Genomic DNA, 22931 nt, shown 5'->3' with positions numbered 1-22931 from the left:
CACGCTCGCAACTATATTTGTTCGCCGTGGGTCAACAGCCCTTCGCAGATCGGCAAGACACAAAGCTGGGTGACCAACAAGACTTGACGTATCGCGGCAGTGGCCGCCCGGCCTTGCGCTTACCGACTCGAAGTGGAAAATTCATGCAAACGTACACTGACCTGCTAACGGCGATTACACCCACCTCCGGAAAAACCCGAACCCTGCTGGACCCCGCCACGGGGGAAGCGGTGGGCAAAGCACCGGTTCACGATGTCGAGGACTTGGAGCGTGCCGTCGCTGCCGCCACTGCTGCCCAGCCCGCGTGGGCTGCTCTCGGCCATGAGGCGCGAAGCGAAGCGCTGCTCAAGGCTGCCGACGCCGTCGAGCGCTCCGCTGAAGACCTCGCCAAGCTGCTCTCCCGCGAGCAGGGCAAGCCGCTCAACGGACCCAATGCCCGCTTCGAGGTCGGCGCCTGCTCCGCCTGGCTGCGCGCCGCCGCCGCAACTGAATTGACCGCGGAGACCGTGGTCGACGACGGCGAGACGCATGCCGAAATCCACTACCGGCCCATCGGCGTCGTCGGCGCGATCGGACCATGGAACTGGCCCATGATGATCGCGGTCTGGCAGATCGCCCCGGCCCTGCGCATGGGCAATGCCGTGGTCGTCAAGCCGTCCGAGTACACCCCGCTTAGCGTCCTCGCACTGGTCCAGGTGCTGAACCAGGAGCTTCCCGAGGGCCTGCTCTCGGTGGTCTGCGGCGACAGGGAGGTCGGCGCCCGTCTGGCGGAACACCCCGGGGTCGGCAAGATCATGTTCACCGGTTCCACGGCAACGGGGAAGGCCATCATTAAATCCTCAGCAGACACCGTCAAGCGCCTGACCCTTGAACTCGGCGGCAACGACGCCGGGATCGTTCTCCCCGACGCCGATCCGAAAGCCATCGCTGAAGACTTGTTCTGGGGTGCGTTCATCAACACCGGCCAGACCTGTGCGGCCCTGAAGCGCCTCTATGTGCACGCTGACGTCTATGACGAGGTCTGCGAAGCACTCACGGCATTCGCTGCCGCAGTGCCGATGGGCGTGGGGCTGGACGAGGCGAACGTGCTCGGACCGCTGCAGAACAAGCAGCAATACGACATTGTTTCCCGGCTAGTGGAAGCTGCCAGAGACTCTGGCGCACGAGTGCTGCTGGGCGGGAACCCGGACCTGGAGCAGCCCGGCTATTTCTACCCAACCACACTCGTTGCCGACATAGACAACAACAACCCGCTGGTGGCCGAGGAACAATTCGGGCCAGCTCTGCCCATCATCCGGTACAGCACCGTCGACGAGGCGGTGGCCATGGCCAACGGCCTTGACGTCGGACTCGGGGCCTCCGTCTGGTCATCCGACTTGGCGAAGGCCCGCAGTGTAGCGGCGCGCATCCAGGCCGGCACCGTGTGGGTCAACAAACACGGCGCCGTGGACCCCCGCATTCCGTTCGGCGGGGCCAAGCAGTCCGGCTACGGGCTCGAATTCGGGGTTGAGGGACTGAAATCCCTCGGCGTCCCGCAAGTGATCAACGGCTAAGGTCTGCAGCGGGACAATCCCCAAGGAGGGGCCGTCGTCACGTCATGTGGCGGCGCCACTCGCGTTGTCCTACGTCAACCTGCCGACCTTGGGCACCATGGAAGTCCTGCACTGTAAGTCAACAACGGTGCCGCGAATAACAAGCCTTACATTGTGACACGTGACACACTCAAAGCATCTTTATTCTCCCAATGGAGGTTTTAATGTCACACGAACAAACCATGTCGCTGACGGGCACATCCCCCGTCACCGGCTCAAGCACGGGCTTGAGTAAGCGCACGCTCGGTGTGCCGGCCCTCGTCTTCATGATCATTGCGGCCTCCGCCCCCTTAACGGTGGTGGCAGGCGGGATTCCCAGCAATTTTGCCGTCACAGGAAATGTCGGCATTCCATTGTCGTTCATCGTGCTCGGGATCTGCCTCGTACTCTTCGCCGTCGGCTACGCGGCCATGAGTGCCCACATCCGCAACGCCGGCGCGTTCTACGCCTATATCGCCCAAGGTATCGGACGTGCCACGGGGGTGGGCGCCGCCTGGGTGGCATTGATTTCCTACAATGCGATGCAGATCGGGATCTATGGTCTTTTCGGCTTTGCCTCCGCATCCTTCGTCAACGGCAAGTTTGGCCTCAATGTCCCGTGGTGGGGGACGGCCCTGGTGGGTTTCATCATCGTTGGCTGGTTGGGCATCAACAAGGTAGACCTGTCGGCGAAGATCATCGGCGTGCTCGTCGGACTCGAATTCGTAGCGGTTATCGTTTTCGACGTTGTGTCCTTCGCCGTCAGCCCAGAAGGCGTGAGCGGTGCAGGATTGGCACCGTCGAACTTGTTCACCGCCGGTGTCGGGGCGGCCTTGGCATTTAGCATGGCCGCCTTCATGGGCTTCGAATCGGCCGCGATCTACAGCGAGGAAGCCAAAGATCCGACCCGCTCCATCGCCCGGGCGACGTACATCGCCGTCGGAGTCATTTCGCTCTTCTACGCCTTCTCCGGCTGGGCCATGACAGTCGGCACGGGCCCCAGCCAGGTCGTCGCGCAGTCGCAGAAGTTTGGCCCGGACCTGCTTTTTGTTTTCCTTTCGGGGCACGGCTCGGTCATTGTTTCCGACATTGCCCAGGTCCTGTTCATCACCAGTCTGCTGGCAGCCTTGATAGCCTTCCACAATGCGGTTGCCCGGTATGTCTTCTCGCTGGGGCGGGAAAGCGTGCTGCCGCGCAGGTTTGCCCGCGTCAACACCCGGCATGCACCGGTTGCCGGATCGCTGACCCAGTCCGCGCTGGCCCTCGTCATGCTCGCTGTGTTCACCGTCGCCGGGATCGGTTCCGCCATGGGAGAAATGTATCCCGTGCTGACCTTCTTCACCTGGCTGACCAACACGGCGGCCTTTGGTCTGGTATTGCTCCTGATCCTGATTTCCGTAGCGGTCATCGGCTACTTCCGCAAGCACAGTGCGGGGTACTCGCTGTGGACACGGGTGATCGCACCGGGGCTGGCCACACTCACGCTTGGCACAGTGTTCGTGCTCATCGTGGTCAACTTCAATGTGTTGATCGGCTCGGACGGGTTCTCGCCGCTGTCCTGGATCCTGCCCGCACTGGTGGTTATTCCGGGCATAGCCGGACTGTTGTGGGGCTTGCGGCTGAAAAAGAACCGGCCCGAAATTTACCGGGGCATCGGCTTTGGCGGGACGTCAGATCCTGCCAGCATTGGTTGCGAGCCTCTCTGACACGTCTCTTGAGCGCAGGGCGTCCGGCATGGCCGGGCGCCCTGACGTGCTTGGCCATCCCGCAGCTCAACTTCAATCGAAGTTCGAATCCCCCGACAAATCGAATTGCCGGAATTCACCCGCCGGGCAGCCGCAGGCCGGCGACGGACAGCCGAACAGGACAGTGATTTGCCGCCCATGAGGGACACAGGCCGGGCCCGGACCGACCCGTCTGACCGCCGGTTCCCACCTTGGGCGTGAAGGCCATCAAGGCCCGGGCTGATGAACAATGCGCCCATGCTGGAGAAATCCAACCGCTCACAGGGGTTGACGTGACGGGCGTTACAGGGCAAACTTGATCGTATACGATTTCGTACTTGATGAATTCGGCTAGTCACAGTCACTAAGACCACAGCAAACCCAACAAATTCAGCCCAGGAGAGTTTCGTGGAACAAGTCACCGCAGCCACCGCCAAGCAGGCCGGCAAGGTCATCGCCGTGCATTTGGCGTATCAGTCGCGGGCCGACCAGCGCGGGCGCACCCCGGCCAAGCCGTCCTATTTCCTCAAGGCGTCGTCGTCGCTGAGCCTGAGCGGATCAGAAATTGAACGCCCCGCCGGCTGCGAGCTGCTCGCCTATGAAGGCGAGATTGCGCTGGTGATCGGCAAGGCCGCCCGACGGGTCAGCCCCGAGGATGCATGGTCCCACGTCGGTCACGTCACCGCCAGCAACGACCTTGGCGTTTACGACCTCAAGTACGCGGACAAGGGCTCCAACGTCCGCTCCAAGTCCGGGGACGGCTTCACCCCCTTCGGCCCCGGACTGATCCCGGCAGCCGACGTCGATCCTGCCGCCCTGCGCGTGCGGACCTGGGTCAACGGCGAGCAGGTCCAGGACGACACCACAGCGGGATTGATCTTCCCGTTCAGGCAGATCGTCGCGGACCTGTCCCAACTCATGACGCTGGAACCGGGCGACGTCATCCTCACGGGGACCCCTGCCGGCTCCTCAGTTGCGGTGCCCGGCGACGTCCTCGAGGTGGAAGTCAGCTCCCCCGCACCGGGCTTGAACACTGCAGGATTAAGCACTGCAGGATTCAGCACCGGGCGGCTGCGCACCGTCGTCGTGCAGGGGGAAACGCCATTCGCCGACTTCGGCAACGGACCCAAGGCCACCGACGCCGACCGTGAGGACGCCTACGGTTCCGCTGAAGCTGCCGGCCTGGCACCGAAGGGCCTCAGCGCCGAGCTCAAGCGCAAGCTGACCAGCGTCGGAACGGCTACCCTGAGCGCCCAGCTTCGCAAGCGCGGGCTGAACAACGTCAGCATCGACGGACTCAAATCCACCCGCCCCGAGCTCCGGATTGCCGGGACCGCCCGCACGCTGCGCTATGTGCCCAACCGCGAGGACCTGTTCAAGGCGCACGGCGGCGGCTACAACGCCCAGAAGCGCATCATCAACACGCTTAACGACGGCGACGTGCTGGTGATGGAGGCCCGCGGCGAGCCCGGCACGGGCACCGTGGGCGACATCCTGGCCCTGCGCGCGCAGATCAAGGGCGCCACGGCCATCGTCACCGACGGAGGCGTCCGGGACGTTGCGGCTGTGGCCGCCCTGGACATGCCCACCTTCTTCACCGGCGCCCACCCGGCGGTCCTGGGCCGCAAGCACATCCCCTGGGACACGGACCTGACAATCTCCTGCGGCGGTGCCACCGTCCAGCCCGGGGACATCATCGTCGGCGACGCTGACGGGGTGCTCGTCATCCCGCCGTCGTTGGCAGAAGAGGTGGCGGACGACGCCATCACCCAGGAGTACGAAGAAACCTACATCGCCGAAATGGTCGCGGCAGGCAACAGCGTGGAGGGCCTATACCCCATGAACGCCGTGTGGAAGGCCAGGTTCACCGAATGGGCCGCCAAACATCCGAACCCGGCAGCACAACCATGAGCAGCACTACCGTGAGCACCGAAATCGGCAGCAAGTCCGAGCGGGCCTACGCCGCCATCAGGGAAAAGATCCTCGGCGGCGAATACACCCCCGGCTACCGGCTGGTGCTGGCCAAGCTGGCCGAGGACCTCGGTTTCTCCGTGGTGCCGGTGCGCGAGGCCATTCGCCGCTTGGAGGCCGAGAGCTTTGTCACCTTCGAGCGGAATGTTGGCGCCACGGTGGCCGGGATCGACCCCACCGAGTACCTGTACACGATGCAGACCCTGAGCATCGTGGAAGGTGCCGCCACCGCACTGTCCGCCCCGCTGATCACTGGCTCCGACATAGCCAGGGCCCGGGCCGTCAACGCCGCGATGCGCGAGTCCCTGGCACATTTTGACCCCATCCGCTTCACAGCGCTGAACCTGGAGTTCCACAGCGTCCTGTTTGAAAACTGCCCGAACCCGCACATCCTTGACCTGGTCCACCGCGGCTGGAACCGGCTGCAGGCCTTGCGTTCCTCCACGTTCAACTACGTCCCGGGCCGGGCCAGCGAATCAGTGGCCGAGCACGAGGCGCTGCTGAAGCTGCTGGAGAGCGGGGCCGGGGCCGACGACGTCGAACGCGCCGCCCGCGCCCACCGCGCCGCCACCCTGGACGCCTATCTTGCCCGCAACGCCGGTGGCCAGCAGGACGCCCCGCTTCATGAAAAAGCCCCGCTAGCCCGCTCCCTCTAAAAACCACATCAGAAGAAAAGGACATCCTCAATGGCAGAGCACTTCATCCCGGAAAATCTTCCCACGCACATCCAGCACTACATCGACGGCAAGAAAGTCGATTCCGTCGGCGGGGGGACCTTCAACGTGCTTGATCCTGTCTCCAACACCAACTACGCAACGGCCGCCGCCGGCCAAAAAGAGGACATCGACCTCGCCGTAGCCGCCGCAACCAAGGCCTTCAACGAGGGCCCCTGGCCGCGCATGAAGCCGCGGGAGCGCGCCCGCATCCTGAACAAGATCGCCGACGCCGTCGAGGCCCAGGAGGCACGGCTCGCCGAATTGGAAACCTTTGACTCCGGCCTGCCCATCACCCAGTCCCGCGGCCAGGCGCTGCGTGCGGCGGAGAACTTCCGTTTCTTCGCGGACCTGATCGTGGCTCAGTTCGACGACGCCATGAAAGTCCCCGGCGCCCAGATCAATTACGTCAACCGCAAGCCGATCGGCGTCGCCGGGCTGATTACGCCATGGAACACGCCCTTCATGCTGGAATCCTGGAAACTGGCCCCGGCACTGGCCTCCGGCTGCACCGTGGTGCTCAAGCCCGCCGAGTTCACCCCGCTCTCGGCATCGCTGTGGGCCACGATCTTCGAGGACGCCGGCCTGCCGCACGGTGTCTTCAACCTGGTCAACGGACTGGGCGAGGACGCCGGTGACGCACTGGTCAAGCACCCGGACGTGCCGCTGATCTCCTTCACCGGCGAAACCACCACGGGCCAGACCATCTTCCGCAACGCCGCCACCAGCCTCAAGGGCCTGTCCATGGAACTGGGCGGCAAGAGCCCCTGCGTGGTATTTGCCGACGCCGACCTCGACGCAGCGATCGACTCCGCCCTGTTCGGCGTCTTCTCCCTCAACGGCGAGCGCTGCACGGCTGGCTCCCGCATCCTGGTGGAGCGGGCCATCTACGACGAATTCTGTGAAAAGTATGCCGCCCGGGCCAGGCACATCGTGGTGGGCGACCCCCACGACCCCAAGACCGAGGTCGGTGCGCTGGTTCACCCAGAGCACTACAACAAGGTCATGTCCTACGTGGAAATCGGCAAGTCCGAGGGCCGCCTGCTCGCCGGCGGCGGCCGTCCAGAAGGCCTGGAGCACGGCAATTACGTGGCCCCCACGGTGTTTGCGGATGTAAAGCCCGAGGCCCGGATCTTCCAGGAGGAGATCTTCGGCCCCGTCGTCGCCATCACGCCTTTTGAGAACGACGACGAGGCGCTGGCCTTGGCGAACGGCGTCAAGTACGGCCTGGCCGCCTACATCTGGACGCAAAACCTGACCCGGGCCCACAACTTTGCCCAAAACGTCGAGGCCGGGATGGTGTGGCTGAACAGCCACAACGTCCGCGACCTGCGGACCCCGTTTGGTGGCGTGAAGGCGTCCGGCCTTGGCCACGAGGGCGGCTTCCGTTCCATCGATTTCTACACGGACCAGCAGGCAGTGCACATCACGCTCGGCACCGTCCACACCCCGAAATTCGGCGCCTCCGCAACGAACTGACCGCCCAGATCAACCACCCCTGCTCAAAGAGGAGTTCTCCATGACCGACTTCATCCCCACCCCCACCGTCCCGGCTCCGGACATTGTCCGCTGCGCTTACATGGAACTGGTGGTCACTGACCTGTCCAGGTCCCGCGAATTCTACGTGGACGTGCTGGGCCTGCACGTTACCGAGGAGGACGAGAACACCATCTACTTGCGGGCGTTCGAGGAGTTTATCCACCACAACCTAGTGCTGCGCAAGGGCCCGGTTGCCGCGATCGCTGCCGCCGCTTTCCGGGTGAAGTCCCCGGCCGAGGTGGACGCCGCCGAGGCCTACTACAAGGAACTGGGCTGCCGCACCGAGCGCCGCAGGGACGGCTTCGTCAAGGGCATCGGCGACGCCCTGCGCGTGGAGGACCCGCTGGGCTTCGTCTACGAGTTCTTCTATGAGACCACGCACGTGGAACGGTTGACCCGCCGCTACGATCTCTACACGGCCGGCGAGCTGGTCCGCCTGGACCACTTCAACCAGGTCACCCCTGACGTTCCCCGCGGCCGCAAGTATCTGGAGGATTTGGGGTTCCGCGTCTCCGAGGACATCAAAGACTCCGACGGCGTCACTTACGCCGCCTGGATGCACCGCAAGCAGACCGTCCACGACACCGCCCTGACCGGCGGCGACGGCCCCCGCATGCACCACGTCGCCTTTGCCACGCATGAGAAGGCGAACATCATCGCCATCTGCGACAAGATGGGCGCCCTACGCATCTCGGACCGGATCGAGCGCGGCCCCGGCCGCCACGGCGTCTCCAACGCCTTCTACCTGTACATCCTGGACCCGGACGACCACCGCATCGAGATCTACACCCAGGACTACTACACCGGTGACCCCGACAACCCCGTCGTCACCTGGGATGTCCACGATAACCAGCGCCGCGACTGGTGGGGCAACCCCGTAGTACCTTCCTGGTACACCGAGGCTTCCCTGGTGCTTGACCTGGACGGCAATCCGCAGCCCGTCATCAAGCGCACCGACTCGTCCGAGATGGCAGTCACCGTCGGCGCCGACGGCTTCTCCTACACCCGCGAACCCGGCGAGGAGCGCGGATTCAAAATGGGCAACCAGCTCTAAGGGAGACAGAACATGCTTGATGATGACACCATTGCGCGCATTGCCGACGAGCTGGTGGACGCCGGCCGGAGCCGGGTTCCGGTGCCCCGGCTGACACAGCGGTACCCCAAGATGACGGTGGAGGATTCCTACCGTGTGCAGCAGCTGTGGCGTGAACGCGGCGAGGCTGCCGGCCGGGTGCTGGGCGGGCACAAGATCGGCCTGACGTCCAAGGCCATGCAATATGCCACGGGCATCACGGAGCCGGACTATGGGGTCATTTTCAAGGACATGATCCTGGAGAACGGCTGCACTGTTGCGTGGAAGCAGTACTCGCACCCGCGCATCGAGGTGGAGCTGGCCTTCCTGCTCAAGGAGGACGTCGCCGGCCCGGACGCCACCATTTTCGATGTCCTGCGGGCCACCGAATATGTGGTGCCGGCGCTGGAAATCCTCGATTCCCGGATCGAAATGGAGGGCAGGACCATCGTGGACACCATCAGCGACAACGCCGCCATGGGCGCCATGGTGGTGGGCGGGACCCCGGTGAAGCCCGACGACGTCGACCTCCGCTGGGTCTCCGCCATCCTGTACAAGAACCAGACCGTGGAAGAAACCGGGGTGGCGGCCGGCGTGCTGAACCACCCCGCCCAGGGCGTGTCCTGGCTGGCGAACAAGATCGCCCCGCACGGTGACGTGCTCAAGGCCGGGGAGCTCATCCTCGCCGGCTCGTTCACCCGCCCCATGTGGGTCCATGCCGGGGACACCGTCTTCGCCGACTACGGAAAGCTGGGCACCATCACATGCCGCTTCGAATAAAGCCCGCTCCGTCGTTCAAGGACGCGCTGGCCACCTCGGACCGTCCGTTGGCCGGCATGTGGGTGTGTTCCGGCAGCCCGCTGGTCGCGGAAATCTGCGCCGGGGCCGGGCTGGACTGGCTGCTGGTCGACGCCGAGCACAGCCCCAATGGCCTGGAATCCATCCTGGCCCAGCTGCAGGCCGTGAACGGCTACCCGGTCATGGCCGTCGTGCGACCGCCGGTCAACGACCCCGTAGTGATCAAGCAGTATCTGGACCTCGGCGCACAATCGCTGCTGATCCCCATGGTCCACACGGCCGATGACGCCGCTGCCGCGGTGTCCGGCACCCGTTACCCGCCGCTCGGCGTCCGGGGTGTCGGCTCTGCTCTGGCCCGCTCTGCGCGGTGGAACCGCATCCCGGACTACCTGTCCCGGGCCGCGGAAACCATCACGGTGATGGTCCAAATCGAGTCCGCCCAGGCCGTGGAAAACGCGGCCGGGATCGTTGCCGTGGACGGGATCGACGCTGTCTTCATCGGGCCGTCTGACCTGGCAGCGTCCATGGGCCTGCTGGGACAGCAAGAACATCCCGACGTTATCGCCGCCGTCGAACACTGCATCAAGGTGGCCAAGGCCGCCGGCAAACCGGTGGGCGTGAACGCCTTCGGCCGGGAAACCGCCCGCCGCTACGTCGCTGCAGGCGTCGACTTCATTCTGGTCGGCGCCGATGTGGCCCTGTTGGCCCGCGGCAGCGAAGCGCTCGCCAACACGTACGTCACGGCGGCCGACGCCGGGCCAACCACCAGCTATTAGGAGAGTTCATGACCATTACAGTTGACCGCGAAGCGGAACTGCTTGCCTCCGTGCCCACCGGGCTGCTCATCAACGGACAATGGCGCCAGGCGTCTGGCGGCAAGACCCTGGACGTCCACGACCCCGCCACCGGCAAGGTGCTGGCGTCCATTGCGGACGGAACCAGCGAAGATGCCTTGGCGGCGCTGGACGCGGCATCCGCCGCGCAGGCCGACTGGGCCCGGACGGCGCCGCGGCTGCGCGCCGAAATTCTGCGTAAGGCGTTTGAGCTCATTACGGCACGGACCGAGGACTTCGCCCTGCTGATGACGCTGGAAATGGGCAAGCCGCTGGCGGAGGCCCGCGGCGAAGTATCCTACGGTGCCGAGTTCCTGCGTTGGTATTCGGAGGAGGCCGTCCGCGACTACGGCCGCTATCTGACCTCGCCGGAAGGCAAGAACAAGATCCTGGTTCAGCACAAGCCGGTGGGTCCGTGCCTGTTGATCACTCCGTGGAACTTTCCGCTGGCGATGGCCACGCGCAAGGTGGGCCCGGCCGTTGCGGCAGGCTGCACCATGGTGCTCAAGCCGGCAAAGCTGACCCCGTTGACAGCGCAGCTGTTCGCCCAAATCATGCAGGAAGCGGGCCTTCCCGACGGCGTCCTGAACGTCGTCTCCAGCTCCATCGCCTCGTCCATTTCCGGGCCGCTGCTGAAGGATTCGCGGCTGCGCAAAATTTCCTTCACCGGTTCCACCGCGGTAGGAAAGCAGTTGATGGCCGCCGCCACCGAAAACGTGCTGCGCACGTCGATGGAACTCGGCGGCAACGCCCCGTTCATTGTCTTTGGCGACGCGGACATGGACGACGCCGTTGACGGTGCCATGGCCGCCAAGATGCGCAATATGGGTGAGGCCTGCACTGCCGCCAACCGCTTCCTGGTCCACACGTCCGTAGCCGAAGAGTTTACGGCGAAGCTGGCCGGGCGCATCGGCGCCCTGACCGTTGGTCGCGGCACCGAGGCTGGCACGGACGTTGGGCCCATGATCGAGGATAAGGCGCGGACCGGCATCCATGCCCTTGTCACCCAGGCCGTGGCCGCAGGTGCCACGGTCCTGACGGGGGGCAGCGCCGTGGATGGTGACGGCTACTTCTACCAGCCCACGGTGTTGGGCAACGTGCCCAACGACGCAGCGATCCTCCAGCAGGAAATCTTCGGCCCGGTGGCCCCTGTGACCACGTTCACGGACGAGGACGACGCCATCCGGATCGCCAACTCGACCGAATACGGCCTGGCCGCCTACCTGTACACCAAGGACTTCTCCCGGCTGCTGCGCGTGAGCGAACAGCTGGAGTTCGGCATGGTCGGCTTCAACGCCGGCGTCATCTCCAACGCGGCAGCCCCCTTTGGCGGGGTTAAGCATTCCGGCCTGGGCCGTGAAGGCGGCTCCGAGGGCATCGCGGAATACACCACGACCCAATACATCGGCATTGCCGATCCGTACAAGGGCCGTTAAGCATTTTCGGTTTTTCGTCGCCGTGCTCAATAACACCGGGCACATGGTCGAAGGGGTCGACTGCCAAGTCATCGGCGAAGGCCTCCCCTACTTGCTGATCGGGGCTAGGCGTCTCCCCTCGCTCTGCCGGAAATCTCCGGCGGGATTTCCGCGGACCCGGCAGGTGTGCCCTTGGCACGCCTGCCCGTGGTTACCGGCTGCGCAGGATCGCCCGGAAGAAGTTGCGCAGTTCTTTGGTGGCCGTCAGCGGCAGGACGTTCGCCACGTACTGATCCGCGCGCACCTGGACAACGGCATGGAGGCTGATATCCTCATGCTGCTGCTGCTGCTGCTGGTAAAGGACCTCGACATCGATCCAGGCATGTGTGTACCCCGCTGGCGCGGCGGCGGTGAGGGAGTCCGCTGGGCGTGCCGACAATACACTACTCCGGCAAAATAATGAGCCCAAGATAATCGCGCAGGCTCCCGGCCATATCGATACTGTCCGGAGCGAACAGCCACTGAGTCTGGATGCCATCCCAGAGCGCAATGAGCGAGGCCGCGGCGCGCTCCGGATCAACGCCGCGACGCAGGCGTCCCTCCTGCGCCAGACGGGTGAACGCCTGGGCGTAGCTGAATCGAAGTCTGGCAAACCGGTCGAGGAAATATGTGCGTCCCGGATGGTCTTCCGTGATGGATTCCGCGCACAACACCGTATATAGCTCGATTACGCCGGGAATGTCCTCATTGAAGAGGGCCTGCCGGATCACTGCGTCGGCGAGGCTCTCCTCGGGATCCGGCGCACCCGCGCCATCTCCTGAGATTGAGTCCCGCCATGTGAGCACGGCCAGGAGCAGGTCACGCTTTGTAGGGAAGTAATGCAGCAGACTCGTCTGGCTCATGCCGACACGGTCGGCCACCTCCTGCAGCGAGCCGCCGCGATAGCCGCGCGCCGCAAACACCGCGTGGGCGGCAGTGACGATCGTCCGACGACGGTCCGCCGACTTCGCGTACGGCCCCCGGCGCCCTGCCTGGCTCAGCTCAGTTGCCTTCATGGCATGCCACTGTACAGCAGGACGATAGGCAGAAATGCTTGAATCTCGAGTAATCACTCGAACTTTGTGTTATCGTCGTTTTCATCCGGGCTCATCAAGGCCGTCCTGCAGTGCTACCGGTGCTGGCGGTCCAAAAGAAGGATCGCGCACAGTGACAACTCTCCCTGAATCGGCTCCCCTCGCACGCGCACAGACGATTGCCGGCATTCCTGAACCAGCGCAGGCCGAACCAGCGCAGGCCGAACCGGCGCAGGCGGTGGACGTCGCGTATCTACTCGACCGCGGACCGGGATCCGGCCGTCGGGTACCCGCCCGTTCCTGGCTGCAGACGGACGCCCACACGCAATCGCTCAATGGCCACTGGCGCTTCCGGCTGCTCGCCGGCGCACCCGGGACACCCGGGGGACGCGGTGTTCTGCCGGCCGGTGAGTCCGCAGAAGGCGTCGCCGAGGTGTCCTTCGATGACTCGTCTTGGGAGGAGATTGCGGTGCCCTCGCACTGGGTCCTGCAACCCGATGGGCGTTACGGCCGTCCGATCTACACCAATGTGCAGTTCCCGTTCCCGATTGAGCCGCCGCACGTTCCCGATGAGAACCCGACGGGCGACTACCGGCGCCACTTCGAAGTCCCGGGATCCTGGTCGGATGCGGCAGCCATCGTGCTCCGCTTCGACGGCGTTGAGTCCCGTTACAAGGTTTGGGTCAACGGCACCCCGATCGGCGTCGGCGTCGGCAGCCGCCTGGCGCAGGAATTCGATGTGACGGATGCGGTGCAGCCCGGATCGAATCTGCTGGTCGTGCGCGTGCATCAGTGGTCGGCATCGAGCTACCTGGAGGACCAAGACCAGTGGTGGCTGCCCGGCATCTTCCGTGACGTGACCCTGCAGGCCCGCCCCGTCGGTGGAATCGACGACGTCTGGCTGCGCACCTCCTTCGACGGCGCCTCCTTCGCATCCACCGGCGGCACCGGCGCCGGCCGTATCGACCCGGAGATCACGGCATCCGCGGCAGCCTACCCGATCACGCTCACGGTCCCCGGACTGGGCATCGACGTCACGTGGAACTCCCCCGCCGACGTCGGCCCGGTGGCCGTCGCCGACGTCGAACCCTGGTCCGCGGAGACTCCTCGGCTTTACGACGCGACGGTGGGCAGCGCTGCAGAGACCATCCGGCTGCGGCTCGGTTTCCGAACGGTCGAGATCGTCGGCGACCGTTTCCTGATCAACGGCCGCCGCGTCGTGTTCCACGGCATGAACCGGCATGAGACCCACCCCGACCGCGGGCGCGTCTTCGACGAGGACTTCGCCCGGGCCGATCTGGTCCTGATGAAGCAGTTCAACGTCAACGCCATCCGCACCAGCCATTACCCGCCGCACCCGCGCCTGCTGGATCTGGCCGACGAACTCGGCTTCTGGGTCATCCTCGAGTGCGACCTCGAGACGCACGGCTTCGAGGCAGGCGGCTGGGCCGGCAATCCGAGCGACGACCCGACCTGGCGCGCGGCCTACCTCGACAGGATGGAGCGCACCCTCGAGCGGGACAAGAACCATCCCTCAATCATCATGTGGTCGCTCGGCAACGAATCCGGAACGGGAGCCAACCTCGCAGCGATGGCCGCCTGGACCCACGCCCGGGATACCTCCCGTCCGGTGCACTATGAGGGTGATTACAGCGGTGCCTACACCGACGTCTACTCGCGGATGTACTCCTCTGTCCCGGAAACCGCGGCGATCGGCCGCGACGATTCCCGCTCGCTGCTGCTTGGCTGCTCGGCCGCCGAATCGGCCCGCCAGCGCCTGAAGCCGTTCATCCTCTGCGAGTACGTACATGCGATGGGCAACGGGCCCGGCGCCATTGATCAATATGAAGACCTGGTGGACCGCTACCCGCGTCTGCACGGCGGGTTCGTCTGGGAGTGGCGGGACCACGGAATCCGGACCCGCACGGCGGACGGAACCGAGTTCTTCGCCTACGGCGGGGACTTCAACGAGGTGGTCCACGACGGCAACTTCGTGATGGACGGCATGGTGTTCTCCGACTCAACACCGAGCCCGGGCCTCTATGAGTACAAGCAGATCGTCGCCCCGATCCGGCTGCGCTTCCTTGCCGACACCGGAGGTGCGGGGACCGAGCGATACGTCACGGTGTCCAATCTGCGCCATTGCGCCGATGCTGCCGACGTCGTGTTCCGCTGGCGGACAGAGCACGACGGCGACGTGCGGGAAACGGGCGAACTTACCGTCGCCGGCACAGCGGGTCCGGCCCTCGCAGCCGGCGAATCCGTCCGGGTTCCGCTGCCGCAGCTGGCTGCTGGCGACGACGGCGAGACCTGGTTCACGCTGGAAGCAGTGCTGCGAGAGGCAACGGCGTGGGCGCCGTCCGGCCATGTGATCTCGACCGCCCAGCTGGATCTGACGACTGCGGCGGCGTCCGCCCACGCCCGGCGGCCCGCGGCGTCGGCGCGGCGCGGGGCCCTCGATGCCATGCCCGGAGACCCGACTGCCGGCTCCCTGACGCTCGGCCCGGCGGTGTTAGACGGCGGACGGCTGGTGTCCCTGGCGGGCGCAGCCGTTGCCGGCCCCCGGCTCGAGCTCTGGAGGGCACCCACCGACAACGATGAAGGTGCCGGTCGAGGCTCCTATGACCTCTCCGATCCGTGGCTGAACGACGGAAACGGAGTCCCGGCGCCGTCGTCGGCCGTCCTCTGGCGCGCGGCCGGACTGGACCGCCTGAACGGCCGGGTCGAGGAGGTCGCAGCCATCGACGGCGGCATCCGTATTCGCACCCGGTATGCCCCGGCGAACACCCGGAACGCCGTCATCACGGAGGAATCGTGGCAGCTTGTTGACGGTGAACTGTGGCTGCGGATCGACATGGTCCCGACCGCCGAGTGGAACATGGTGTGGCCGCGCCTGGGCGTGCGTTTCGATATGCCCGGCTCGGTGGACGGTGCGTCATGGTTCGGGACCGGGCCGCGCGAATCGTATCCGGACAGCACGCACGCCGCGCTCGTCGGACGGTACTCGGCGGCTATCGACGAGCTCACCGAGCCGTATGCGCGGCCGCAGGAAAGCGGGCACCGCAGCGACCTGCGCTCGCTCGAGCTGAACAACGAGGGAGCGCCGTGGCTGCGGATCGATGCGACCGCCGATCAGGGCGGCCGCCGCCCAGGCTTCACCGTTGCCCGGCAGACGGCGCAGCAGGTGGCCCGGGCGACGCATCCGCACGAGTTGCCGGCGAACGAGCACAGTTATCTGTATCTCGATGCGGCACAACACGGGCTGGGTTCGCGCGCCTGCGGGCCGGACGTGTGGCCGGACTTCGCACTCCGGCCCGACGCACGAACGCTGACCCTGCGGATTGCCGCTGCTCGGTAGGGGCGGGTCCTCGGCCAATCCCGCCGCACCAGGCTTGGGCGTATCCTTGGGTTGATATCTGACCAAATTGTTCGGACCCGATGAGTCATTCGGACAGGCTAGGAACGCGCTGATGTCGGTGGAGGAACGGACCGCACTGACGGGGTCCAAGAAGATGCTGGCCCTGGACGGGGGCGGAATCCGCGGAGTGATCTCCCTGGAAGTGCTGCAGCGGATCGAGGACACGCTGCGCACCGAACTGGCCCGGGGTCCGGATTTTGTGCTCTCGGACTACTTTGACTACATCGCCGGTACGAGCACGGGAGCAATAATTGCCGCCGGGCTTTCGCTGGGCTGGCCGGTGGCGAGGCTGCGTACCCTCTACGCCACTAAGGGCCAGGAAATGTTCGACAAGGCATTCCTGCTGAACCGGTTCCGTTTCAGGTACGACAGTGTACGGCTGACCGCCATGCTGCAGCGCGAATTTGGGGCCAAAACCACACTGGGCAGTGCCCAGATCCGTACGCTGCTGCTGCTGGTGCTGCGCAACGCCACCACCGACTCGCCGTGGCCGCTCACCAATAACCCGCACGCCAAGTTCAATGACCCCGCTCTTGCGAACAACAATCTGAACCTTCCGCTCTGGCAGCTGGTCCGGGCCAGCACCGCGGCACCGGTCTTCTTCCCCCCGGAGGTAGTCAGCATTGGCAGCCGGGAATTCATTTTCGTGGACGGCGGGTTGACCATGTACAACAACCCCGCGTTCCAGCTATTTCTCATGTCCACCCTGGACGCGTACCGGCTACGCTGGAAGACCGGGGAGGATCGGCTGCTTTTAGTCTCTGTGGGCACGGGGGCCGCCGCCAACGCCAATGCGGATTTGCTCCCGGGTGATATGAACCTGCTGTACAACCTCAGTTCGGTTCCGAGTGCGCTGATGTACGCGGCTTCCACCGAGCAGGATCTGCTGTGCCGTGTATTCGGTCGCTGTCGGCACGGCAGCGGGCTTGACCTGGAAGTGGGCAATGTCAGTTCCGGCCCCGGCCTCCTGAATCCGCGGCTGTTCAGCTACGTCCGCTACAACGCTGACCTTTCCCGGAACGGACTCGATGCCATGGGACTGGCCACGGTGGAAGCCGCCGCGGCCCAACGAATGGATTCCATCGAACACATCACCGACCTGCAACGGATAGGCTGCCAGCTGGCCGAAGAAGTTGAGCCCGGCCATTTCGCGGGCTTTTTGGCTGGAAAGTAGAACTGGAATGGCCGGTCCCGGGCGAGGGCAGAGACCGGAGGGCCCGGCATGAAGCGCAGTGTAACGGCGCGCAAGGTGATGGCCACGATGACAGACCGTCGCCGCGCCAGGACCGCCCGGCGGCGGATGCGGGTGCTGCGGAACGCCCCCGGTCGGCACCCGTGTCCATATCCGACGCAAAGTTACTGGTAGTACTACCGACCATTGGGCGCGAGGACATGCTTCCCGCGCTGGAACGGACTTTGGGCTCCTTACGGCTGTGTTTGCCGCCACTGTTCACGCAGTTGAGGGTCGACGTCGTTGTGGAGGCCGGGTGCGCCGGGGCGCCCTGGATCGCCGCCCTGGCCGCCATGGCGCCGTTCATCCGTTTGGTGGAGGTGACGGCCGCTTTCCAGATGCCGAACGCGACCCTGGCGCTGACACGGCAGCCGAGCTGGCCCGGTTCATTCAGCAGCAGGACGCAGGAGAAAACGCCCTGGATTTGTGCCAGGGCATCCTGTGCCATCCGCGGGAGCTGACCGCGAACCGCCTGGTCTGGCTCGCCGATGCCATCCGCCCCGCCTGCGACATGAGTTTGTTCGCCGCCACCACCGGCACCGACTCGCCCCGGGCCGGACCCTACGGGGAGCTGCTGATGGTCCGGGCCTCGGTGGAGGCCGCGATCGGCTGGGATTTCACTACTCCGGTGCCAGTCTGTCGTCGTCGCCTGATTTTATCCGACCGCGCGAACGCTGGGTTTGGGGCCTGCTGAAGTTGGTGGCCGGCCGAAACCCGTCTCTGGCCCGCGCGGTGCCGCTGCGCTGCCGAATGCTCATGCTGCACAACGTTTTGGTCTGGACGTCCGCGCCGCTGTCCCACCCCGTCGTCGTGCTGTTGCTGCGCCGGCTGAGCGGGGATCTGCGCATGACCCCTGTCATCCCGGCTGCCGACGTACACCACCGTCCCGGCCACCGTCGGGGAGGACCGGATCCCGTTGCCCGTGCCGAACCGCCAGCGTTTCCGTCCCCTGGACGAATCCAGGGCATACAGATTGCCGTGGTCGCTCTCCACGTACAGCACTTTTCCCAGCAGGCAGGAGGTGGAAACCACGCCCTGGTCGGCGCCGAAGCTGCACACCCATTCCCCGCTGGCGGCCTGGAATGCATCGACACAAGGGTCATCGCTGCTTAAAATACACCAGGCTAGAGGAGATGACGGCGGAGAAATCCACGGTGCTCTCGGTAGTGTAAGCCCAGCGCTTTTCGCCCGTTGCGGCGTCCACGGCGTATACCCGGTGGTCCCGGCAGCCGATGCACACCAGTCCGCCGTCGACTGTCGGCGAGGAATGCAAGGGCGCCCCGGCCTGGAAGGTCCAGCGCGGCTGCCCCCCGCTGTCTCCACCCCGTGCAGCTTCATGTCATTGGATCCGACATAGACCGTTTCTCCGGACACCGCCGGCGTGGAAGTGATCGCTCCATTCGTCTGGTAGCTCCAGCGCGGCTTTCCGCTGCCTGTGTCCAGGGCGTACAGGCGTGCGTCAACGCTTCCGATGTAGACAGTGCCGCCCGCGACCGCCGGAGAGGAGTAAACCTCGTCGCCGGTCTGGAAGGTCCACAGTGGTTCCACCGGCCGGTTCGCCTGCAGCTGGACGACGGCGGCAACCCGCAGTCCGCCGACGGCGGCCGCCAAGCCGCCTGCCACCCATTTGACCAGGGTCCGCCGCGAGATCTCCTCCTTGGAGGGCAGCCGCAGGACCCGGATCAGCCCTTCCGTGTCCGAGCGGAAAGTCTCATAGTTTAAGCGGATGGCGTTGCGCTGGCCCAGCGTCTGCAGTCCGGGCGGCATCAGATCGGTGTCCGGCATGGGGACTCCGTCCACCAGCACGGGGATCACCTTGATTCCGCGATGCAGGGCGTCGGCGATCTCCAGCACCCCATAGTCCCGCGGGTTCTCCAGCCGGCCCCGTCCCTTGCCGGCTGTGATGGTGATCCACCGCGGGCCGATCAGAGCGGGCAGCACGGCGCAGCCGCTGATGGCGCAGTTGATCTCGTCGGCAAAGTCATGTCCCGGTTCAATGGATTCGACGTCTATGAAGGCCCTGGGATGTCCGTAGCGTGAGATCAGCACGTCCGCCAGCCGCCCGGCCGCATGTCCGGTATTCTCCCTGCGGTAACTGACAAAGACGGCACCCGTAGCCACAGCCGCCATGGTGCGGCCGCTCAGTACCCGGGCGACCCGGAGCTGGGCCTCGAGCCGATGACAGCAATCCAGAACAGGATGCTGAAGGCAATACCAATCCAGGCCAGAACCTTGGCGACCAGGGCCTTTTGCGCGCTTTGCTCCAACTGGCCGGCTGTGCGGTTCGCAGCCGCCCGAGCGCATAGGATCACGGCGATCGTGCCGAGCCCGCCGAGGACCAGAACTTCCAGGACCGTGGCGATGATGGCCACGGTCCAGGGTATGGAGACCTTGGTCCGCGGGCCCGCCTGGGGATTCTGTGTTAATGCCTGCTGGGCTTGGTACATCGGCTGCTGCTGTGTCGGGCCTTGCTGTACGAAGGCCTGCTGTTGCAGTGGGCGTTGCTGCGGCGCAGGTTGTTGTACAAGGGGCTGCTGCTGTGTCGGGCCTTGCTGTACGAAGGGCTGTTGAACGGCCGGCTCGCTGGGTTCATGCGGGGCCCTCCGCTGCTGTCCGGTACTTTCCCAGCCGTTGCTATCGCGGGTGTTTTCGCGCCCGAGGAGCTCTTCAATCTGGCGGCCCACACTGTAAAAGATGTCCGGGTGTTCCTCGAATTGTCCGAGCAGCCGCAACGTCATGTCCCGCTGGGCCGGTCTGTCCAGCGCGGTTCGCAGCTCCGAGATCACACTATTCTGCTCATCCAGCGTCTTCGCCATATGCACCTTTTCCGCCAGTGTGACCATATACGAAATCGGTACCAGCGGCGGCTCAGGCAGCGGATCCGGCAGAGCAGGGGTAGCCGGCAGGCGGTGCAGTGCGCCGGCAAACTGGAATGCGGCCTGCCGGTTCGCTGTCGTGTAGTCAATAATCTGCAGCTTGGCAATGTCGCCGGGTGCAAATTCCCTGTCCATGGGAACCAGAAGGACCGGCAGGATCGGCTTTCCCAGCTGCACGGCGTACCGGCGTTCCCGTTCGGCGGCCTCGGAATTGACCAGCGCAGGGGAGACCGCCAGCACCATCGCGTCACAGCCCTGGATCTGGCGAAGGATCTCGTCCCACCAGCTCTGGCCACCGTCCAATTTGCGGTCAACCCACACATCGCACAAAGCCTGGATGTCGTCGACGAAGGCCGCCACCGAATCTTTGTCCGCGCGTGCGTAGGAAACGAAAACGCTGAGCTGGCGGCGGGTTGCAGTGTCTGCGGGAGTTGCCATCACAATACCTCTGACGTTCGGTCCTGAGTTGCTGGTTCTGATGCGACTTGGTCAGGGCCCTGCAATCGAAGGACCTCCTGGATCTGGGCGCCGGCCTCGGACCGGCCCTCCCAGCGCTGCAGAAACTGTAGTTGGTAGCGGGCGGACTCCAGCTGGTCCGGAGCCGCCACTGCCGCGGCCCGGCCGTAGGCCCGGAGTGCGGAAAGAGGGTTGGTGCCATGGAGTGCACTCATATGCAGCAGCAGCTCTGCCTGTGTCATCAGCGCCCAGGGGTCGCCGGGATCCGTCTCCAGCGCCAGCCGGACCATGAACTTCGACACCGTCATGGCCTCGTCCAGCTGCTGCCTGAGCAATGCCGAATCTTCGCCCAGGCCACCCCGTGAAAGGGCCAGCCGCAGCGCCATCACCAGGTTGACTCCGGTGTAGTAGGCCGGATCCTTTTCGAAGCCCTTGCGGTAAAAGTCGAGCATGAGCGCAAACCGGGCGTCGGTCTCCAGCGCGCCGCTCGCAGGTGCCAGCTCCTGCAGGCTGCGCTTGGCCAGGCCACCCAGGATGCCGTACGTTTCCGAATCGTCGTAACCCTCCTGGATGGCGGCGGAGAGCACCCTGCGAGCCGCGACATTGTGCGCGGCACGCTGCGCGGGATCCGGGCTGGCTTCCGCAAGGCGGCGGTGCGCCATCGCCGTTTTCTGCAGCCACGTCCGGCGCAGCGGACTCTCCGCCGGCGGTTCTGACTTGGCGCACTGCTCCAGAGCCTCCGCGTAGGCTGCCTCGCGCAGGAACCGATTACCCAGCTGAAGCCGCAGTCCAGCCCGGGCGGACTCGGACAGCTCCGTCTCGGTGTCCAGATGCACAGCCACCCTGCGGACCGGCTCCAAGGACGCCGAGCGCAGCGCTGCTTCCAGTTCCTGACGCAGCCGAAGTTCCGCCGCCATCGAGCCGTCGAGCCCGGACCTGCGCCGGAAGGGACCACGCACGGCGTTGAGCTCAAACCACTCATGCACCGGGCTGTCACCGCTTCGGCCGCCCAGCACGTCAGCCAGCACCGGACGCAGCGAACGGATGGCCTGCTCTGCCTCGAGATCGGTCAGCTGCAGACCCCGGGGAAAGTGGTGGATCCGGACGAAACCGATATCAAAGGGAATGACCTTGTTCCGGCTTTCCAGCAGTTCCGGATAGACCAGCACCGTGGACGCGCGCGCCAGGACATGGCGGATTCCCAGCTCATAAGCGACGTTGAAATTGTTGGTGCCCAGATCGGCGATCACGAGCTCGCTGTTGGCCAACTGATCGATCATGCCCACATGGATTATGCCGCTGTCGGTTTCCAGGTCCGACCGGGTCCAGTCCACGTCCAGATCTTCCAGCAGCGGTCGGTAGATCCGGTGAAAGACCGAGTCACAGTCGTATTTCCGCCGCGTCACCGGGTCGAACCGGGTGCCGTACGGCATCGCCACGAAACCGCGCGGCCGCGGTGCGACCGGATCCAAATCCAAAGTCAACAGCCCGCGTGCCTCAGCGCGGCCTGCGAGGTCATCGGTAACGCTGGGACTCGCCGGATCCGGCGGCTGTCTGACGAGGAGGACCCAGATTCGCTCGTCGGCGTGGGCCAGCGCGCTCGCTTCCGCCAGCAGAACCGCGTTGTGCTTCAGGTACACGTACTCCGTTTCCGGCATATCCTGGCCGACACGGATCCCCGCAGGCCCAATCTCATCGAGCAACCGATCAAACCGGAGTCCCCAACGTTCGCCGCGGATCAGGACGCTGGATTTGCGGAAGTCTTCGATGGCGAACGGCAGGGACAACCTGACGTCGATCTGTTCCAGCCTGGCCGCCTCAGCGATGATGATGTCACTTCCAGAGGCTGCAGCGCCGATGAGCAGGCGCGGCTTGAGGGAATGAAGCAGACCGCGGACCCGCGTCAGTACCTCACTCTCCGCCACGGGAGGTAGCCGGGGTTCCGACCGCCCGGCTTCGTCGGCCTGCGCACCAGCGTAGACGATGATCATGGCCGGTCCCCCTGCCTTTTATGTCACCGGTAACCACTTGCTCCCACCCTCTGAAGGCGTCTGGGTCCGGCGCGGTCTGCGTTGTGAGTCAATACTAGCTCCGCCGCGGGTTAACCGGTACGGGCGACGAGACTCAGCTAAAGTGCTCGCGAAATGGGGTGCGTGCCGCATTTGGGATGTGCTCGCGAAATCTCTGGTGCATGGTCGGGTGCTTTGGTGTGCTGGAGGGATGGACTATGGGATGTCGTTG

The 22931-nt window shown here is 65.0% G+C and carries 17 protein-coding genes; 12 read left to right on the top strand and 5 right to left on the bottom strand.

Annotated features, from left to right (window positions below; translation table 11 throughout):
* Positions 1-143: 143 nt before the first annotated feature.
* From OS914_RS09565 to OS914_RS09525, 9 genes are all read left to right on the top strand, one after another.
* Positions 144-1553, top strand: coding sequence for an aldehyde dehydrogenase family protein (locus OS914_RS09565; RefSeq protein ID WP_267545835.1), 1410 nt, complete (start codon positions 144-146; stop codon positions 1551-1553).
* A gap of 203 nt (positions 1554-1756) precedes the next feature.
* Entirely contained in the window at positions 1757-3277 is a 1521-nt protein-coding gene (locus tag OS914_RS09560; RefSeq protein WP_267545834.1) for an APC family permease, read from the top strand.
* A gap of 363 nt (positions 3278-3640) precedes the next feature.
* On the top strand, positions 3641-5206 hold the full coding sequence (locus OS914_RS09555) for a fumarylacetoacetate hydrolase family protein (protein ID WP_267545962.1): 1566 nt from the start codon (positions 3641-3643) through the stop codon (positions 5204-5206).
* On the top strand, positions 5203-5922 hold the full coding sequence (locus OS914_RS09550; RefSeq protein ID WP_267545833.1) for a GntR family transcriptional regulator: 720 nt from the start codon (positions 5203-5205) through the stop codon (positions 5920-5922). Before OS914_RS09555 ends, OS914_RS09550 begins: the two co-directional genes overlap by 4 nt.
* Before the next feature lie 30 nt (positions 5923-5952).
* On the top strand, positions 5953-7458 hold the full coding sequence (gene hpaE, locus OS914_RS09545) for a 5-carboxymethyl-2-hydroxymuconate semialdehyde dehydrogenase (RefSeq protein ID WP_267545832.1): 1506 nt from the start codon (positions 5953-5955) through the stop codon (positions 7456-7458).
* 40 nt (positions 7459-7498) lie between these two features.
* The gene (gene hpaD, locus OS914_RS09540; RefSeq protein ID WP_267545831.1) at positions 7499-8572 is read left to right on the top strand and encodes a 3,4-dihydroxyphenylacetate 2,3-dioxygenase; all 1074 of its coding nucleotides are present in this window, start codon (positions 7499-7501) and stop codon (positions 8570-8572) included.
* A 12-nt stretch (positions 8573-8584) separates the two neighbouring features.
* Positions 8585-9370 (top strand): 2-oxo-hept-4-ene-1,7-dioate hydratase, encoded by a 786-nt coding sequence (gene hpaH / locus OS914_RS09535; RefSeq protein WP_267545830.1) that lies wholly within the window; start codon positions 8585-8587, stop codon positions 9368-9370.
* On the top strand, positions 9355-10164 hold the full coding sequence (locus OS914_RS09530) for an HpcH/HpaI aldolase family protein (RefSeq protein ID WP_267545829.1): 810 nt from the start codon (positions 9355-9357) through the stop codon (positions 10162-10164). Before hpaH ends, OS914_RS09530 begins: the two co-directional genes overlap by 16 nt.
* Positions 10165-10172: 8 nt before the next feature.
* Positions 10173-11657, top strand: a complete 1485-nt coding sequence (locus OS914_RS09525; RefSeq protein ID WP_267545828.1) for an NAD-dependent succinate-semialdehyde dehydrogenase — start codon at positions 10173-10175, stop codon at positions 11655-11657.
* A gap of 190 nt (positions 11658-11847) precedes the next feature.
* Here the strand turns inward: OS914_RS09525 and OS914_RS09520 are convergent, their stop codons facing one another.
* Both OS914_RS09520 and OS914_RS09515 read right to left on the bottom strand, forming a co-directional pair.
* Positions 11848-12075, bottom strand: a complete 228-nt coding sequence (locus tag OS914_RS09520; protein ID WP_267545827.1) for a hypothetical protein — start codon at positions 12073-12075, stop codon at positions 11848-11850.
* Positions 12076-12079: 4 nt separating this feature from the next.
* Positions 12080-12691: a TetR/AcrR family transcriptional regulator gene (locus OS914_RS09515; protein ID WP_267545826.1), complete on the bottom strand. Its 612-nt coding sequence runs from the start codon at positions 12689-12691 to the stop codon at positions 12080-12082.
* Between the two features lie 256 nt (positions 12692-12947).
* On the opposite strand from OS914_RS09515, the gene OS914_RS09510 reads away from it, so the two are divergent.
* The 3 genes from OS914_RS09510 to OS914_RS09500 all read left to right on the top strand — a co-directional run bounded on the left by OS914_RS09510 (position 12948) and on the right by OS914_RS09500 (position 17819).
* Positions 12948-16067: a glycoside hydrolase family 2 TIM barrel-domain containing protein gene (locus OS914_RS09510; RefSeq protein WP_267545961.1), complete on the top strand. Its 3120-nt coding sequence runs from the start codon at positions 12948-12950 to the stop codon at positions 16065-16067.
* Positions 16068-16179: 112 nt separating this feature from the next.
* Entirely contained in the window at positions 16180-17301 is a 1122-nt protein-coding gene (locus OS914_RS09505) for a patatin-like phospholipase family protein (RefSeq protein WP_267545825.1), read from the top strand.
* Between the two features lie 161 nt (positions 17302-17462).
* Positions 17463-17819 carry a hypothetical protein gene (locus OS914_RS09500; RefSeq protein ID WP_267545824.1) on the top strand — a complete coding sequence of 119 codons (357 nt, stop codon included), beginning with the start codon at positions 17463-17465 and terminating at the stop codon, positions 17817-17819.
* Between the two features lie 100 nt (positions 17820-17919).
* Here OS914_RS09500 and OS914_RS18360 read toward each other — a convergent pair whose 3' ends face one another.
* The 3 genes from OS914_RS18360 to OS914_RS09485 are packed head-to-tail and all read right to left on the bottom strand — an operon-like array spanning position 17920 to position 22681.
* A complete protein-coding gene (locus tag OS914_RS18360) occupies positions 17920-19479 on the bottom strand; it encodes an outer membrane protein assembly factor BamB family protein (protein WP_267545823.1) in 1560 nt (519 codons plus the stop codon).
* A gap of 20 nt (positions 19480-19499) precedes the next feature.
* Complete coding sequence (locus OS914_RS09490) at positions 19500-20672, bottom strand: toll/interleukin-1 receptor domain-containing protein (RefSeq protein ID WP_267545822.1); 1173 nt, start codon at positions 20670-20672, stop codon at positions 19500-19502.
* Positions 20672-22681, bottom strand: a complete 2010-nt coding sequence (locus tag OS914_RS09485) for a tetratricopeptide repeat-containing protein (protein ID WP_267545821.1) — start codon at positions 22679-22681, stop codon at positions 20672-20674. Before OS914_RS09485 ends, OS914_RS09490 begins: the two co-directional genes overlap by 1 nt.
* Positions 22682-22931: the final 250 nt, after the last annotated feature.

It is taken from the genome of Arthrobacter endolithicus (assembly GCF_026627425.1).
Lineage (GTDB): Bacteria > Actinomycetota > Actinomycetes > Actinomycetales > Micrococcaceae > Arthrobacter_M.
The sequence above is the reverse complement of the archived record's forward strand: the minus strand, read 5'-3'. Positions and strand labels throughout refer to the sequence as shown.